Annotated in this window: 16 protein-coding genes; 12 read left to right on the forward strand and 4 right to left on the reverse strand. The window is 58.9% G+C overall.

Annotated features, from left to right (window positions below; genetic code table 11):
- The first annotated feature begins 5 nt into the window (after positions 1-5).
- Positions 6-689, forward strand: coding sequence for a lipoprotein-releasing ABC transporter ATP-binding protein LolD (gene lolD, locus CHB79_RS16645; protein ID WP_010488978.1), 684 nt, complete (start codon positions 6-8; stop codon positions 687-689).
- Complete coding sequence (locus tag CHB79_RS16650) at positions 689-1,933, forward strand: lipoprotein-releasing ABC transporter permease subunit (RefSeq protein WP_089360714.1); 1,245 nt, start codon at positions 689-691, stop codon at positions 1,931-1,933. Before lolD ends, CHB79_RS16650 begins: the two co-directional genes overlap by 1 nt.
- Positions 1,934-1,986: 53 nt before the next feature.
- On the opposite strand, the gene CHB79_RS16655 is transcribed toward CHB79_RS16650, so the two are convergent.
- Positions 1,987-2,517 carry a DUF2062 domain-containing protein gene (locus CHB79_RS16655; protein ID WP_089360715.1) on the reverse strand — a complete coding sequence of 177 codons (531 nt, stop codon included), beginning with the start codon at positions 2,515-2,517 and terminating at the stop codon, positions 1,987-1,989.
- Between the two features lie 136 nt (positions 2,518-2,653).
- On the opposite strand from CHB79_RS16655, the gene CHB79_RS16660 reads away from it, so the two are divergent.
- From CHB79_RS16660 to CHB79_RS16705, 10 genes are all read left to right on the forward strand, one after another.
- Positions 2,654-4,876: a DNA internalization-related competence protein ComEC/Rec2 gene (locus tag CHB79_RS16660; RefSeq protein ID WP_425439609.1), complete on the forward strand. Its 2,223-nt coding sequence runs from the start codon at positions 2,654-2,656 to the stop codon at positions 4,874-4,876.
- 72 nt (positions 4,877-4,948) lie between these two features.
- The gene (locus CHB79_RS16665; protein WP_010488974.1) at positions 4,949-5,581 is read left to right on the forward strand and encodes a MotA/TolQ/ExbB proton channel family protein; all 633 of its coding nucleotides are present in this window, start codon (positions 4,949-4,951) and stop codon (positions 5,579-5,581) included.
- Positions 5,578-6,006, forward strand: a complete 429-nt coding sequence (locus CHB79_RS16670) for an ExbD/TolR family protein (RefSeq protein WP_089360716.1) — start codon at positions 5,578-5,580, stop codon at positions 6,004-6,006. Before CHB79_RS16665 ends, CHB79_RS16670 begins: the two co-directional genes overlap by 4 nt.
- 13 nt (positions 6,007-6,019) lie before the next feature.
- Positions 6,020-7,021, forward strand: coding sequence for a tetraacyldisaccharide 4'-kinase (lpxK, locus tag CHB79_RS16675; RefSeq protein ID WP_089360717.1), 1,002 nt, complete (start codon positions 6,020-6,022; stop codon positions 7,019-7,021).
- A gap of 49 nt (positions 7,022-7,070) precedes the next feature.
- Complete coding sequence (locus CHB79_RS16680) at positions 7,071-7,256, forward strand: Trm112 family protein (protein WP_089360718.1); 186 nt, start codon at positions 7,071-7,073, stop codon at positions 7,254-7,256.
- Positions 7,257-8,021, forward strand: coding sequence for a 3-deoxy-manno-octulosonate cytidylyltransferase (kdsB, locus tag CHB79_RS16685; protein ID WP_089360719.1), 765 nt, complete (start codon positions 7,257-7,259; stop codon positions 8,019-8,021).
- On the forward strand, positions 8,021-8,485 hold the full coding sequence (locus CHB79_RS16690) for a low molecular weight protein-tyrosine-phosphatase (RefSeq protein ID WP_010488966.1): 465 nt from the start codon (positions 8,021-8,023) through the stop codon (positions 8,483-8,485). The genes kdsB and CHB79_RS16690 overlap by 1 nt, the downstream gene beginning before the upstream one ends.
- Positions 8,482-9,501 carry a UDP-N-acetylmuramate dehydrogenase gene (murB, locus tag CHB79_RS16695; RefSeq protein ID WP_089360720.1) on the forward strand — a complete coding sequence of 340 codons (1,020 nt, stop codon included), beginning with the start codon at positions 8,482-8,484 and terminating at the stop codon, positions 9,499-9,501. The genes CHB79_RS16690 and murB overlap by 4 nt, the downstream gene beginning before the upstream one ends.
- Before the next feature lie 155 nt (positions 9,502-9,656).
- Positions 9,657-11,270, forward strand: coding sequence for a 5-guanidino-2-oxopentanoate decarboxylase (locus tag CHB79_RS16700; protein ID WP_010488963.1), 1,614 nt, complete (start codon positions 9,657-9,659; stop codon positions 11,268-11,270).
- A 112-nt stretch (positions 11,271-11,382) separates the two neighbouring features.
- Complete coding sequence (locus CHB79_RS16705; protein ID WP_245851538.1) at positions 11,383-12,399, forward strand: LacI family DNA-binding transcriptional regulator; 1,017 nt, start codon at positions 11,383-11,385, stop codon at positions 12,397-12,399.
- On the opposite strand, the gene CHB79_RS16710 is transcribed toward CHB79_RS16705, so the two are convergent.
- The 3 genes from CHB79_RS16710 to CHB79_RS16720 are packed head-to-tail and all read right to left on the reverse strand — an operon-like array spanning position 12,396 to position 15,231.
- Positions 12,396-13,025, reverse strand: coding sequence for a LutC/YkgG family protein (locus tag CHB79_RS16710; protein ID WP_089360722.1), 630 nt, complete (start codon positions 13,023-13,025; stop codon positions 12,396-12,398). The two genes, CHB79_RS16705 and CHB79_RS16710, sit on opposite strands and share 4 nt — an antisense overlap.
- The gene (locus CHB79_RS16715) at positions 13,022-14,455 is read right to left on the reverse strand and encodes a lactate utilization protein B (protein ID WP_089360723.1); all 1,434 of its coding nucleotides are present in this window, start codon (positions 14,453-14,455) and stop codon (positions 13,022-13,024) included. The genes CHB79_RS16710 and CHB79_RS16715 overlap by 4 nt, the downstream gene beginning before the upstream one ends.
- Complete coding sequence (locus CHB79_RS16720; RefSeq protein WP_089360818.1) at positions 14,455-15,231, reverse strand: (Fe-S)-binding protein; 777 nt, start codon at positions 15,229-15,231, stop codon at positions 14,455-14,457. The genes CHB79_RS16715 and CHB79_RS16720 overlap by 1 nt, the downstream gene beginning before the upstream one ends.
- Between the last annotated feature and the right edge of the window lie 17 nt (positions 15,232-15,248).

Raw genomic sequence — 15,248 nt, forward strand, 5'->3', positions numbered from 1 at the left:
ACGTGATGCAGGATCAGGCTGTTCTAAGTTGCCGCAACCTCAGCAAAAGTTACGATGAAGGCCCGCAATCGGTTGTGGTGCTCGATGACTTGCAGCTTGAGTTGTTTCCCGGTGAGCGCGTCGCCATCGTCGGCAGTTCCGGTTCGGGTAAAAGTACCTTGCTCAATATGCTTGGCGGTCTTGATACGCCAAGCGCTGGCAGCGTCTGGCTGGCGGGTGAGGAACTGTCTGCGCTGAATGAAAAGCAGCGGGGCCTGTTGCGCAATCGTTCGCTGGGCTTTGTTTATCAGTTCCATCATTTGTTACCAGAGTTCACCGCGCTGGAGAACGTCTGCATGCCGCTGCTGATTGGCCGCACATCAATCAGCGAGGCGCGTAGCCGCGCCACGGAGTTGCTGACCCGTGTCGGGCTGGGGCATCGCCTGTCGCACAAGCCAGCCGAATTGTCCGGTGGTGAGCGCCAGCGAGTGGCAATTGCCCGCGCGCTGGTCAATCGTCCGGGGTTGGTATTGCTTGATGAACCAACCGGTAACCTTGATCACCACACCGCAGAAGGTATCCAGGAACTGATGCGCGAACTCAGCAGTTCTTCGCAAACCGCATTTTTGGTGGTGACTCACGATCTGGAACTGGCCCAGCAGATGGATCGCATCCTGCGCCTCGAAGACGGCAAGTTGGTGGCTAACTGATGTTTCGCCCGCTGAGTATCTTTATCGGTGCCCGCTACACGCGGGCCAAGCGCCGCAACCATTTTATTTCGTTTATCTCGCTGACCTCGATGATTGGCCTGGCGCTTGGCGTACTGGCCATGATTGTAGTGCTGTCGGTGATGAACGGCTTTCAAAAAGAGATGAGCTCGCGGATTCTCGGCATGGTGCCGCACGCCAGTATCTCGGCGGTCACACCGCTGGATGACTGGAAAACCGTGGCTGATGCTGCACAAAAGAATCCTGAAGTCATTGCCGCCGTACCCTTCGCGGAGCTGGAAGGGATGCTGTCCTTCCGTGGCGCCATGCAACCCATTCAGTTGCAGGGAATTGACCCGCAGCTTGAACCCAAGGTGTCGATCATCGGCGATCATATGGTCAAGGGCCGCCTGGCGGACCTGAAGCCGGGTGAGTACGGCGTGGTCATTGGTGAGATTACCGCTCGCCGTTTCCGCTTGAATATCGGTGACAAGCTGGCCTTGATCGTGCCCGAGGTCAGTTCTGTGCCGGGCGGCATCACCCCGCGCATGAAGCGCCTGAATGTGGTGGGCATCTTTAAAGTAGGCGCTGAGCTGGACAGCTCGCTGGCACTGATTAACGTTGCCGATGCCGCAGACATTCAACGCTACAAGCCAGGGCAGGTACAAAGCGTGCGCCTGAAGGTCAAGGACCTCTATGCAGCGCCGCAGGTTTCGGCGCAGGTTGCAGCCAGCCTGGGCGCTGATTACCGCGCCAGTGACTGGACGCTGACCCAAGGCAGCCTGTTCAGCGCCATGAAGATGGAAAAGACCATGATTGGCTTGTTGTTGCTGCTGATCGTGGCCGTTGCCGCATTCAATATCATTGCCACATTGATCATGGTGGTTGCCGATAAGGGCGCGGATATCGCCATCTTGCGCACCATTGGCGCTACGCCTCGGCAGATCATGGGCATTTTCATTGTGCAGGGCACTGTGATTGGCACGGTGGGCACCTTGATCGGCTGCGCGCTTGGCATTGTTGCCGCCTTGAATGTCAGCCAGTTGGTGGGCTGGATAGAGCGGGTCAGCGGCCAGCATGTATTCAGTTCCGATGTCTATTTCATCAGCAACCTGCCTTCGCAGCTGCAGCTGACCGATGTGCTGCTGATTTGTGCGGCAGCATTTGGCCTGAGCTTCCTGGCGACGCTGTATCCATCCTGGCGAGCATCTCGCATTCAACCTGCCGAGGCCTTGCGCTACGAGTAGGTTGGCGGCTTTGCAGGCATAAAAAAGCCGCTCATTGGAGCGGCTTTTTTGTGTCAGTCCGACTGTTTGGCGCGACGACGTTCCTGGCGTTTACGCCAGCTGTGTCTGACCCACCAATGCCAGTAAGCGTTGGTGGCGAAATAACCGATAAGGGCCAGGATGGCGCCGAGGGTGAAGGAACCTAGAAACAGTGGTTGCCAGTGGGTTTGCAGCACCTGTCCAACCCAGGCGAGGGTGACATGTTCCGGAATGTGCAGGGTCGGTGTGTCCGTTAGCCAGGCGCCGAATTTATAGCTGCAATAAAACACCGGCGGCATGGTCAGGGGGTTTGTCAGCCACACCAGGCCAATGGAGATCGGCATGTTGGCGCGAGCGGGAATCGCAGTCAGTGCGGCCGCCAGCATCTGCATGGGCATTGGAATCATGGCCCAGAAAAGACCAATGGCCATTGCCCGCGAGACTGAGTGGCGATTGAGGTGCCAGAGGTTGGGGTCATGCATGAGCGTCCCCAGAAAACGCAGGGATTTGTTGCCCTTGATTCGATCTGGGTTAGGCATGTAGCGTTTGAATAAACGACGCGGCATGAAGGTTCTCTGGCAGGCTTGAGCGGCAATATTATGCACACATTCATCATGCGGTGCCGCCTCAGATTGTGAGACTGTCTGTTACACAACCGAACACAGCCGGATTTCACGGATGAAATCCTGAAGGCAGGCAATGATGCTGACACAGATGATAGCGCTGATTGCGGGTCTACTCACGTTAAGCTTTCTGCCGCATTTACCCGCGCCCTGGTTTTTGCTCCTGTGCCTGCTCATGGCGTTGCTGCTGGTTTGGCGTCAGCGATTGCCAGCGGCCTTGTTCCTGCTGGGTTTTGTCTGGGCTTGCGTGTGCGGGCAATGGGCGCTTGATGATCGGCTCAATCCGGAGTTGGACGGTCGAACCCTGTGGCTGCAGGGCAAGGTGGTTGGCTTGCCCGAGCAAGACGGCAAGGTTATCCGCTTCCAGTTGGCGGATGCGCACTCGCGACGGGCCGCGCTGCCAAAACTACTGCGCTTGTCCTGGTATGGCGGGCCGCCCCTTGCGGCAGGCGAGACCTGGCGACTTGCGGTGCGCCTGAAAAGACCCCATGCATTGGTCAACCCCCAGTCGTTCGACTATGAACTCTGGCTGCTCGCCCAGGGCATTGGCGGCACCGGCACCATCAAGGCGGGTGAACGCCTGAGCATTGGTAGCGGTATTGCAACCTGGCGCCAGCAGATTCGCCAGCGCATTCTAGCCACCCCGGCCCATGATCGCGAAGGTGCCTTGACAGCCTTGGTGCTGGGCGATGGCTCGGGGCTGAGTACCGATGACTGGCGTACGTTGCAGCATACCGGCACGATTCATTTAATGGTGATCTCTGGCCAGCACATCGGTCTGTTGGCTGGGTTGCTTTATGGCTTGGTTGCAGGGCTCGCACGCTTTGGTTACTGGCCAGCGGCATTGCCCTGGCTGCCCTGTGCATGCTTGTCCGGGTTTGCTGGCGCCATTGTCTATGGCGCTTTGGCAGGCTTTGAAGTGCCGGTGCAGCGCGCCTGCGTGATGGTCGGCATGGTGCTGTTATGGCGCTGGCGTTTTCGTCACCTCGGCGTGTTGCTTCCGCTCCTGTCCGCGATGTTGGTTATCCTGCTTTGGCAGCCACTGGCAAGCCTGCAACCCGGGTTTTGGCTGTCATTTGGCGCTGCGGGCTTGCTTATGCTGGTGTTTAATGGGCGCCTGGGCCGGTTGAGCGGCTGGCGTTCGCTGGGGCGCGCGCAATGGGCTATGACCCTCGGCTTATTGCCGCTGTTGCTGGGGTTGGGCTTGCCGGTCAGCATCAGTGGTCCACTGGTTAATTTATTCGCCGTGCCCTTGGTTGGACTGGTGATTGTGCCGCTGGCATTGCTGGGCACCTTGTTGTTGCCGCTGCCCTGGTTCGGCACGGCAGTGCTTGGGCTTGCTGGTGGCTTGCTTGAGTTGTTCTTTCGCGCGCTGGAGTCCATCGCCCTGTGGTTCCCGGCCTGGTTACCTGCCGGCTTACCGCTGTGGGCCTGGTTGTTGGTAGCCATTGCGCTGCTGCTGTTGTTGGCCCCACGAGGTATCCCCGGGCGTAGCCTGGCGTGGTTTTTAGTCTTGCCATTGTTCTTTACCAAGCCTTCGTTGCCACCTGAAGGGCGGGCGCGGGTGATCATGTTCGATGTCGGGCAAGGCACCTCTGTGCTGGTGCAAACCCGCGAGCATGCGCTGTTGTATGACGCAGGCGCACGCTCGCCTGGGTTTGATATCGGTGAGCGCGTGGTCCTGCCGTCTTTGCGAGCGCTGGGGTTGAGTGAGCTGGATATCATGCTGATAAGCCATGCGGACAACGATCACAGCGGTGGCGCCCTGGCGATTCATCAAGGCATGACCCTGGGACAGGTCGTCAGCGGGCAACCTGCAGGCTTGCCCGAGGAGCTTGATGCCCAGCCGTGCACGGCTTCCACTTGGCAATGGAATCAGGTGCGTTTCAGCACTTGGCAATGGCTGGACGCTATTGAGTCCAATGCCTTGTCCTGTGTCCTGATGGTTGAGGCGGCTGGCGAGCGCTTGCTGTTAACCGGTGATATCGATGTCGAGGCCGAGCGGGCCTGGGTGCGCAGCTGGCATGATTGGCATGCGCAATGGCTTATGGCGCCCCATCACGGCAGCCGCAGTTCATCATCGCAATTGTTTATCGATGCCGTTGCTCCGCACTCGGTATTGATAGCCCGGGGAAAACATAATGCCTATGGCCATCCGCACCCGGAAGTCGTGCGCCGCTATCAACAGTCAGGCGCCACCCTGTACGACAGCGTGGAGCAGGGGGCAGTGATTATTGAGCTGGGTTCTTTGCTGCCTGCGCAAGGAATGCGAAAAATACCGCGGTTCTGGCGAGAAAAATGAGAACAGCGACGGTCGGCGAGGTCACGGCCCTATGCTAGAGTGACGCCAATTTTGTTGAGGGGATACGCCACCGTGTGGGAATTGGTTAAAGCTGGCGGCTGGATCATGCTGCCGATCATCATGTGTTCTATCGTTGCTGCGGCCATAGTAGCCGAGCGCCTGTGGACGTTACGGCCAAGCCGTGTCACCCCGCCCAACCTGCTGGGCAAGGTCTGGCAATGGATCAAAGACAAAAAGCTCAATAACCAGAAGCTCAAGGAGCTGCGCGCAGATTCGCCGCTCGGTGAGATTTTGGCTGCAGGCCTGGCTAACTCCAAGCATGGCCGCGAGATCATGAAAGAGTGCATTGAAGAAGCTGCAGCTCGGGTTGTGCACGACATGGAGCGCTACCTCAACGCACTTGGCACCATCGCCGGTATTGCGCCATTACTCGGCTTGCTTGGTACTGTGCTGGGCATGATTGAGATCTTCAGCTCATTCATGGGCGCCGGCATGGCCAATGCGCCGGTGCTCGCCGGCGGTATTGCCAAAGCCCTGATTACCACGGCAGCGGGCCTGATCGTGGCAATCCCGGCGCTGTTCTTCCACCGATACCTGCAGCGTCGAGTCGATGAGCTGGTAGTTGGCATGGAGCAGGAGGCAATCAAGCTGGTCGAGGTGGTGCAGGGCGACCGCGAAGTTGATCTGGGTGGAGACAAGGCGTGAAGTTCCGGCGTAAAGCGCGGGAAAACGTCGAGATCAATCTGGCGCCGCTGATTGACGTGGTGTTTATCCTGCTGTTGTTTTTCGTGGTGACCACGACCTTCACTCGTGAAACCCAGATGAAGGTCGATTTGCCCGAGTCGGTTACTGGTGCTCCGCTGACGGATGCTGAAACCAAGCCGCTGGAGATATTGATTGCAGCAGACGGCAGTTTTTCAATCAACGGCAAGGCGTTGCTGAAAAGTGATCTGGAAACCTTGATTGCCGCATTGCAAAAAGAGGCTGCTGGCGATTTCAATCAGCCACTGACCATCAGCGCCGACGGTAAAACCCCCCACCAATCGGTCATCACGGCAATGGATGCAGCTGGCAAGCTGGGTTTTGCTCACTTGCGCATGACCACGGTCGAGGCGCAGCCAAAGCCTTGACGGAGATTGCGTGATGGCACTGTCTGATCGACTGGTCGATGCCTGGTATACCGGGCATCCGGCGTTGGCGCTTCTCGCGCCGCTGGAGGCCTTGTATCGCCAGGTGGTTCAGCGCAAGCGTGCACGATTTATCGCGGGCGAGGGCGATATCTATCGTGCTCCGGTGCCAGTGATCGTGGTGGGTAATATCACGGTTGGCGGCACCGGCAAGACCCCGATGATCCTTTGGCTGATCGAGCAATGCCAGCAACGCGGCCTCAAGGTCGGCGTTGTCAGCCGGGGTTTTGGCGCTAAACCGCCGGCCTTCCCCTGGCGGGTCGCGGCAGACCAGAGCGCCGCTGTGGCCGGGGACGAGCCGCTGTTGATCGTCCAGCGCAGTGGCGTTGCGCTGATGATTGACCCGGACCGCAGTCGCGCGGTGCAAGCCTTGCTCGAGGCTGAACCGCTAGACCTGATTCTCAGTGATGACGGCTTGCAGCATTACCGGCTGGCGCGTGACCTGGAGTTGGTGCTGGTGGATGCTGCGCGAGGCTTCGGCAACCAGCGCTGCCTGCCGGCGGGGCCACTGCGTGAGCCGATGCAGCGTCTGCAAAGTGTCGATGCGCTGCTGTACAACGGGGCCTCCAGCGATCCACAAGATGCCTTTGCATTTACCTTGCAACCGACCCAACTGATCAACGTGCGCAGCGGCGAATCGCGTCCGCTCGATCATTTCCCGGCGGGTCAGGCGCTGCACGGCGTGGCGGGAATCGGCAATCCGCAGCGTTTCTTCAACACGCTCGAAGGGCTACACTGGCGGGTAAATACGCATGCTTTTGCTGATCACGCCGCCTACAGTCGTGAGTTGCTGAATTTCAGCCCAGACTTGCCGGTGGTCATGACCGAGAAAGATGCAGTGAAGTGCCGCGATTTTGCGGCTGATGATTGGTGGTATCTGGCAGTCGATGCGCAGCCCTCGCAGGCATTCGTCGACTGGTTTGATGCACAATTGAAGGCTTTATTGCCTGCGCGCTAGCTTTATACTGGCAAGCTGTATGCACGCCGTTTTACCTCAAGGATCACCCATGGACCCGAAATTACTCGATATCTTGGCCTGCCCGCTGTGCAAAGGCCCGCTGAAGCTGGCCAACGATAAAACCGAACTGGTGTGCAAGGCAGACGCGCTGGCGTTTCCAGTGCGCGATGGCATTCCGGTGATGCTCGAAACCGAAGCCCGGACCCTCAATGTAGACGAGCGCCTGGATAAATAAATGAGCCAAGCATTCAGCGTTGTCATTCCTGCGCGTTACGCCTCGACCCGCCTGCCGGGGAAGCCCTTGCAGGATATCGGCGGTAAGCCGATGGTCCAGCACGTCTGGGAGCAGGCCTGCAAAAGCAATGCGCAGCGGGTGGTTGTCGCCACCGATGATGCGCGTATTGTCGACGCTTGCAAGGCATTTGGCGCGCAAGTGGTGCTGACCCGGGTTGATCACAATTCCGGGACTGATCGCTTGGCTGAGGTCGCAACCGCGCTGGGCCTGGAGCCCGATGCCATTGTGGTCAATGTGCAGGGCGACGAGCCGATGATACCGCCTTCGATCATCGATCAGGTCGCGGCCAACCTGGCGGCCAATCCGCAAGCGGCCATTGCCACGCTGGCTGAGCCCATCGAAGATGTTGCTGCGCTGTTCAATCCCAATGTGGTCAAGGTCGCCACCGATCTGACCGGCCTGGCGCTGACCTTCAGTCGCGCGCCATTGCCATGGGCTCGGGATGCATTTGCTGCCAGCCGTGAACACTTGCCTGCTGATGTGCCTTATCGTCGTCACATCGGCATTTACGCTTATCGCACCCAGTTTCTCCACGACTTTGTCGCCTGGGGTCCATGCTGGCTGGAAAACACCGAGTGCCTGGAGCAGCTTCGTGCGCTCTGGCACGGCGTGCGTATTCATGTAGCCGATGCACTTGAAGCGCCTCCTGCGGGCGTTGATACCCAGGAAGATCTCGATCGTGTACGTCAGTTGTTGAGCCAGTAATGCGCGTTTTATTCGTCTGCCTGGGCAACATCTGTCGTTCGCCAACGGCCGAGGCCGTGTTTCGCCACAAGCTGGAGCAGGCTGGGCTGGCAGGGTTGGTGCAGGTCGATTCGGCGGGCACTGGCGACTGGCATGTGGGCAAGCCTGCGGACACTCGCACCAGACGCGCCGCGCAACTGCGTGGCTATGATATGTCTGCCTTGCGCGGTCGTCAGGTCGAGGCCGCTGATTTTCAGCGTTTTGACCTGGTGCTGGCTATGGATCACAGTAATCTGGACAACCTCAAGCGTTTGCGCTCGGGCAATCAAGGCGCAGAACTGGACTTGTTCCTGCGTCGTTACCAGCTTGAAGTCGATGAGGTCCCAGACCCTTATTACGGTGGCGAACAAGGATTCGAGAATGTGCTCGACCTGATTGAGCGCGCCAGCGACGCCTTGCTGGTCGAAGTCAAGGGACGGTTATGAAGCTGCACGTCGAGCGCGGAGTTTCGCTCAAACCCTATAACAGTTTCGGTATTGATGTGCTCGCTGCGCAATTTGCCGAAGCGCACAACGATGACCAGGTACGCGCCGCGATTGCCTATGCCGAAACCCAACAGTTGCCGCTGATGTTGCTCGGTGGCGGCAGTAACCTGCTGCTCACCGCGGATGTCGATGCACTGGTGCTGCGCATGAGCGGCCTTGGTATTCGTATTCTCAGTGAAGATGATCAGCGCGTGGTGGTCGAGGCCGAAGCCGGGGAGCCTTGGCATCCATTTGTGCAATGGACGCTCGGCCAGGGCCTGGCGGGGCTGGAAAACCTCAGCCTGATCCCTGGCACAGTGGGCGCTGCGCCGATGCAGAATATAGGTGCCTACGGCGTTGAGATCAAAGACCTGTTTGTTGGTCTCACGGCCCTTGATCGACAAACGGGCGAAGTCCGTGAGTTCAACCTGCAAGACTGCCAGTTTGGTTACCGCGACAGCCTTTTCAAGCGGGAAGCGGGGCGCTGGATTATCTTGCGTGTGCGCTTCGCCCTGAGTCGTACTGCGCATTTGAACCTGGCGTATGGCCCGGTCAAGCAGCGCTTGAGCGAGGAGGGTATCGACAAGCCGACAGCCCAGGACGTCAGCCGCGCGATCTGTGCGATTCGCAGCGAGAAGCTGCCAGACCCGGCAGTGCTGGGTAATGCCGGTAGTTTCTTTAAAAACCCGGTGGTCGGCGCCGAGCAGGTTGAACATTTGCGCAGGCTGCATGCCGACCTGGTGGCATATCCGCAGGAAGATGGCCAGTTCAAGCTCGCTGCGGGCTGGTTGATCGAGCGGGCAGGCTGGAAGGGCTTTCGTGATGGCGATGCTGGCGTACACCGGCTGCAGGCCTTGGTGCTGGTCAATTATGGCAATGCCAGTGGCAAGCAGTTACTGGCGCTTGCCCGGCGTATCCAGGCTGATATCAAGCAGCGCTTCGCCATTGAGCTTGAGATAGAGCCCAACGTGGTTTGACTCTGCAAGCCACGCAAATAACAGGATTGATTACTGATCGACCCGGGCTGCACCTAAAACTGCCTGGGAAAGTTGAAACAAAACTGCCTATGTTATCGATAACATTATGCTGTTAAAGTAGCGCTCACTGTTATTTTTGTCTTGGAGTGCTGGCCATGCTGACGTGTGGAGAATTGTTGGTTGAGATGTTGGAAGACTGCGGTGTGGATACTGTCTTTGGTATTCCCGGCGTGCATACCGTAGAGCTATATCGTGGCCTGCCATCGACCAAGATCAACCACATTACGCCACGGCATGAGCAGGGCGCGGGCTTTATGGCCGATGGCTATGCGCGAGTCAGCGGCAAGCCGGGCGTGTGCTTTATCATCACCGGGCCTGGCATGACCAACATCACCACGGCCATGGGCCAGGCCTATGCGGATTCGGTGCCGATGCTGGTGATTTCCAGTGTCAACAACACCGAGCAACTGGCCATGGGCGGCGGTCGCCTCCACGAGCTGCCGTCGCAAAGCAACCTGGTCTCGGGTGTGGCTGCGTTCAGTCATACCCTGATGCGTCCGGATGAACTGCCGGATGTGCTTGCGCGTGCGTTTGCCGTCTTTAACAGCGCGCGGCCGCGTCCGGTGCATATCGAGATCCCGATTAACGTGATCACTGCGCCTGCCGACCATGTCAAGCGTAAACTGGGTGCTGTACCCAGTCGCCCGGCGCCGTGCCCGGATGCAATCTCGCGTGCGGTACAGATGCTCAAATCCGCTCAGCGGCCATTGGTACTGCTTGGCGGCGGTACTGCCAGTGCCAGCGCAGAAGCGTTGCGTCTGGTCGAGGCCTTGGATGCGCCGACTGCCTATACGGTCAATGCCAAGGGCGTACTGCCCAAGGGGCACCCGCTGGCACTGGGCTCGAACCAGTCGTTGGTGCCGGTGCGTGAGCTGGTGTTGCAGTCCGATGTGGTATTGGCGATCGGCACCGAGCTGGGTGAAACCGATTATGACGCTGTGTTCGACGGCAATTTTCGCATCGACAGCCAGTTGATCAGGATCGATATCGATGCCGAGCAGTTGAACCGCAACTATCCGGCCGATATCGCCATTCTCAGCGATTCACGCCTGGCTATCCAGGCACTGTTGGCAGGGCTGGGCGAGGGCGCAGCTTTCAATGAGGACAGCCCTGGTTGCAAGCTGGCGGCGAAGGTTCGCAAGCAGCTAGAAGCCTTGATCCCGGATGCCTGGCATGCGCAGAAGCGGGTGCTGGATGTCTTGCAGGAAACCTTGCCCGATATGATTTTTGCCGGTGACTCGACGCAGATTGTCTACTCAGGCAACCACCTGTTTGAAGCCAATTCGCCACGGACCTGGTTCAACTCGTCCACTGGTTACGGCACCTTGGGCTATGGTTTGCCGGCGGCCATCGGCGCCAAGCTGGCTGCGCCACAGCGGCCGGTGGTATCACTGATCGGTGATGGTGGTATCCAGTTCACCCTGCCTGAGCTGGCTTCGGCGGTTGAGGCCAATGCGCCGGTTATCGTCCTGTTGTGGAACAACAGTGGCTACGGTGAGATCAAGCGTTATATGCAGAACCGCAATATCCCGACCATTGGCGTTGATATCTACACCCCGGACTTCCTCGCACTTGCCAGGGGCTTTGGCTGCAACGCCGAACGCGCCGAGAGCTTTGCTCAACTGCGTGATTTGTTGCAGAGCGCGGCCAAGGCCGATCGCCCAACGGTGATCGAGATTCAGGAAAGCGCAGCCTTTCTGACGGCTTAACCCTGTTGCGAGCTGGCCGCGAGTCATTCGCGGCCAATCTACAATGGTCGGCGGCTTGGCCAGCATGGATAATAGCCGCAGCTGGATCAGGTAAATATCACGGGACCAATGCGTGACCAAGAATAAACCCACCGTACAGGATGTCGCGCGGTTAGCCGGTGTCTCCGGCATGACCGTGTCGCGGGCGTTGAGCAAGCCCGAACTGGTATCGCAAGCCACGCGTGAACGCATCGATCTTGCAGTGCGTGAGCTCGGTTATGTGCCCAACCTTGCGGCCAGCGCCCTGGTGACTCGGCGCAGCGGTGTGGTCGGCGCGCTGATTACCACCATCACCAATCCAATTCTGGCGACCACCATTGAAATCCTGCAGCAGGGCCTGAGCAAGGCTGGCCTGCATATGTTGATTGGTGAAACCCGCTTTTCGCCGGAAGAAGAAACCCAAATGCTCCGCGCCTTTCTTGGTCGTCAGCTTGATGGCTTGATTTTGGCCTATGGCTATCACACGCCAGAAACCCATGAGCTGTTGGCGGCGGCGCGAATTCCGGTGGTCGAGTTGTGGGACTTGCCCGAGGGCGATAATCCGCGCCAGCCAGTGGGCCAAGTCGTTGGGTTCTCGAACTGGCAGGCGGGCGCTGCAGCGGGGCGTCACCTGGTTGAGTGTGGCTATCAGCGGCCCGCATTCTTTGGCTTTGATGATGCCCGTGAGGACTTGCGCTGGCAGGGGTTTCGCCATGCGGTGATGCAAGGCCTGGCTGTCGAGCCGTTGCGCTTCAAGACGTCGGCGATTCCGCATATCGATGATGGAGTCGATGTGATTGAGCGCTTTGCACGCGGTGAGCTTGAGTTCGATGGGGCGTTCTTTACCAACGACATGCCCGCCATCGGGGCTTTGTTCAGTTGCCAGCGCAAAGGGATCAATGTGCCGGGCGAGCTCGGTATCTGCGGCTTTGGCGACCTGCCCATTGCCCGTGTTGCGACGCCGACACTGACCAGTGTCAGGGTGCCGGCCGAGCGGGTAGCTAACGCCACAGTTGAGCTGCTTACGCAAATGATCAAAGGCGAGGGCGCAAGCGTAGGGCAGGTTGATGTTGGCTGTGAATTGATCGCCCGTGAGTCAACCGCGCGCTAGTCAATCAGCAGTATATGCACGGCCCTTGGACCATGTGCGCCATAGAGTAATTGCCCGCCGATGTCTGCGGTGCTTGATGGGCCGGTGATCAGCTGTACCGCCTGGGCTGTGCCTTCATCTGGGTGGCTGAGCAATGGCCAGAGCTGGTCGAGTTGGCCGAGCAGGCGGGACTTGTCCAGTACCACCAGATGATATTCGGGCAGGAAGTTCAGCCCGGCAGGATTATCGGCATTTGCCAGCATCACCAGGCTGCCTGTCGCAGCGATACCAGCAAAGGCTTGGGCAACGCCGATAGGGTGGTGACCCTGGGCTGTGCCGACGTCTGTCTGCAGGCCTGTTTGTTGCCAGGGCAAGCTGGCCAGGGCCGGGGCAACCGCCAGCGGGCCATGCAGTTGATGTCGGGTGCAAAATGCTGCAACCGCCTCGGGTACCTGGGAAATATCAGCCAGTGCTTCGAGGGTCACGCCGGTCACTTCCAGGCGGGCAAGGAACTGTTGGTACGGATCGATGCCGGCTTGGCTCAGGGCGATGCGCTCTTTGAATGGGTGCGGTTCGATGACCGAGTGCGCTTCGCGCCCAAGTGCCTTACGCACATCGGACAAAATGGCCTGGCGTGAGCTGCTCATTGTTCACTTCCGTTCTTGTCGGCTTGGCGCTGTTGCCAGAGTTGCTGAAAGGTTGCGCCCTGTGGCGCGGGCATATCGCGCTGCTCGGTCCAGCCGCGTGCAAGTGGCAGGCGGCTGAGTCGCCCGCGCTTGCTGCCCGCCCAGGCCATGGTGCGCGCGGCCATGGCTGTCAGCAGGCGATAGAGTCGTGGACGGCTGGCCAGGGCGGCCCAGAGTCCAATTCCCCAGCGCGTGGTGGTTGCGGTCAGTTGCTGTTGCCAGTGCTGGCTACGCAGTACGCGCATCATGTCGGGCAGGGGGATTTGCATTGGGCAAACCTCCGCGCAGCGGCCATTGAGGGTGCAGGCGTTGGGCAAGTCGACCGTTTGTTCAAGGTTGGTCAGTTGTGGGGTCCAGATTGAGCCCATCGGCCCCGGATAAATCCATCCGTAGGCATGGCCGCCTACCCAGTTGTACACCGGGCAGTTATCCATGCAAGCCGCGCAGCGGATGCAGCGCAGCATTGGTCGAAACTCCCCGGCAAGCATTTCACTGCGACCGTTGTCCAGCAATACAACGTGGCATTGCTCCGCGCCATCGAGTTCGCCAGCGTTTTTAGTACCGCCATAAAGGCTGGTGTAGCTGGTCAGGGGCTGGCCTGTGGCGCTGAGCGCGAGCAATTGCAGGTGAACCCCTGCGTCTGCGCGGCTGGGCAAGACTTTTTCGATGCTGGCCAGGACAATCCGCACCTTTGGCAAGAGGCTGGTCAGGTCGCCATTGCCTTCATTGGTGACCAGCACATGGCTGCCGTCTTCGGCAATCAGGAAGTTGGCCCCGGTAATGCCGACCTCTGCTTCGAAAAAGCGCTTGCGCAACAAGCGTCGGGCTTCGGCAAGCAACTCGGCAGGCTCGTGCAGGAAGCTTTCGCGGCCAAGGTCCTTGTGGTGTTCGTGGAATAAATCCTGCACCTGTTCCAGGGTTTTGTGGATTGCAGGGCCATTGATATGGCTTGGCGGTTCGTCGGCCAGTTGCAGGATGTACTCGCCAAGGTCGGTTTCGTAGCGTTCGATACCGGCGCGAGCAAGGGCATCGTTGATCCCCATTTCCTCGCCAATCATGGTTTTACCCTTGATTACGCTGCGGGCACTGGCCTGGCGGCAGATATCCACGACAATCTGCTGCGCCTGTTCGGGTGTTTGTGCCCAGTGCACCTGCGTGCCTTGCTTAATGGCTGCCGCCTCGTAGCGCTCGAGGTAATGATCGAGATGGGCCAGGGTGTGGTCCTTGATGGCCTTGGCTTGCGCGCGCAGGCCCTGGAAGTTGGCTGTCCCGTCGACTTGCACGCGGACATGGGCGGCGAAGTTGCGGTTCTCGGCCATGGCCGCCTGCAGGTTTGGCTCATGCAGTGCTGCACGGGCTGCAGATTTGAAATTAGCGGACGAGAGCTGCATCAGCGCATTTCCCCTTCGCCAATGGCCGGGATCTGGGTCATGCCCGCCAGCACTTCGGCCACATGGAATACTCGCACTGGACTGCCTTCGCGGGTGAGTCGTCCGCTGATGTTCAGCAGGCAACCCAGGTCACCGCCGACCAGAGTGTCAGCGCCGCTGGCCTGGATATTACTGACTTTCTGGCTGGCCATGCGGACGGAAATCTCTGGGTATTTAACGCAGAATGTGCCGCCAAATCCGCAGCAGGTCTCAGCTTCTGCCATCTCCACGAGGCTTAGTCCTTGCACCTGCTCAAGTTGCTTGCGCGGCTGTTGCTTGATGCCCAGTTCGCGCAACCCCGAACAGCTGTCGTGGTAGGTCACAGTGCCCTGATAGCTCGATTGCAGATCGGTTTTGTTTAATACATCGCTGAGAAAACTGACGAGCTCAAAGCTGCGTCCAGCCAGTTCCTGTGCCTGCGCCAGCCAATCAGGTTCATCGGCAAATAATTGCGGGTAATGCACTTTGACCTGGCTCATGCATGAGCCTGAAGGGCCAACCACATAATCGAACCCTGCGAATGCCTTGATAACCTGACGGGCCATTGCCCGTGCCTGATCAAAATTGCCACTGTTGAAGGCTGGTTGACCACAACAGGTTTGCAAGTCTGGAACCCGCACCTCGCACCCTGCTTGCTCAAGCAGCTGGACGCTGGCAAAGCCGATGCTGGGGCGATAGAAGTCAACCAAGCACGTATGAAGAAGCCCGACTAAAGGCTTGTCGCTGGATCTGGTCATGGTGGCCATATCGACGA

It is taken from the genome of Pseudomonas segetis (assembly GCF_900188155.1).
GTDB classification, from domain to species: Bacteria; Pseudomonadota; Gammaproteobacteria; order Pseudomonadales; family Pseudomonadaceae; genus Aquipseudomonas; species Aquipseudomonas segetis.

What these genes read in the sequence shown, in the direction of transcription:
- CHB79_RS16720 (WP_089360818.1), bottom strand. Translation starts at nt 15,231, where the DNA reads ATGACCAGATCCAGCGACAAGCCTTTAGTCGGGCTTCTTCATACGTGC.
- lpxK (WP_089360717.1), top strand. Translation starts at nt 6,020, where the DNA reads ATGGCACTGTCTGATCGACTGGTCGATGCCTGGTATACCGGGCATCCG.
- CHB79_RS16660 (WP_425439609.1), top strand. Translation starts at nt 2,654, where the DNA reads ATGCTGACACAGATGATAGCGCTGATTGCGGGTCTACTCACGTTAAGC.
- CHB79_RS16690 (WP_010488966.1), top strand. Translation starts at nt 8,021, where the DNA reads ATGCGCGTTTTATTCGTCTGCCTGGGCAACATCTGTCGTTCGCCAACG.
- murB (WP_089360720.1), top strand. Translation starts at nt 8,482, where the DNA reads ATGAAGCTGCACGTCGAGCGCGGAGTTTCGCTCAAACCCTATAACAGT.
- CHB79_RS16655 (WP_089360715.1), bottom strand. Translation starts at nt 2,517, where the DNA reads ATGCCGCGTCGTTTATTCAAACGCTACATGCCTAACCCAGATCGAATC.
- lolD (WP_010488978.1), top strand. Translation starts at nt 6, where the DNA reads ATGCAGGATCAGGCTGTTCTAAGTTGCCGCAACCTCAGCAAAAGTTAC.
- CHB79_RS16700 (WP_010488963.1), top strand. Translation starts at nt 9,657, where the DNA reads ATGCTGACGTGTGGAGAATTGTTGGTTGAGATGTTGGAAGACTGCGGT.
- CHB79_RS16710 (WP_089360722.1), bottom strand. Translation starts at nt 13,025, where the DNA reads ATGAGCAGCTCACGCCAGGCCATTTTGTCCGATGTGCGTAAGGCACTT.
- kdsB (WP_089360719.1), top strand. Translation starts at nt 7,257, where the DNA reads ATGAGCCAAGCATTCAGCGTTGTCATTCCTGCGCGTTACGCCTCGACC.
- CHB79_RS16715 (WP_089360723.1), bottom strand. Translation starts at nt 14,455, where the DNA reads ATGCAGCTCTCGTCCGCTAATTTCAAATCTGCAGCCCGTGCAGCACTG.
- CHB79_RS16680 (WP_089360718.1), top strand. Translation starts at nt 7,071, where the DNA reads ATGGACCCGAAATTACTCGATATCTTGGCCTGCCCGCTGTGCAAAGGC.
- CHB79_RS16650 (WP_089360714.1), top strand. Translation starts at nt 689, where the DNA reads ATGTTTCGCCCGCTGAGTATCTTTATCGGTGCCCGCTACACGCGGGCC.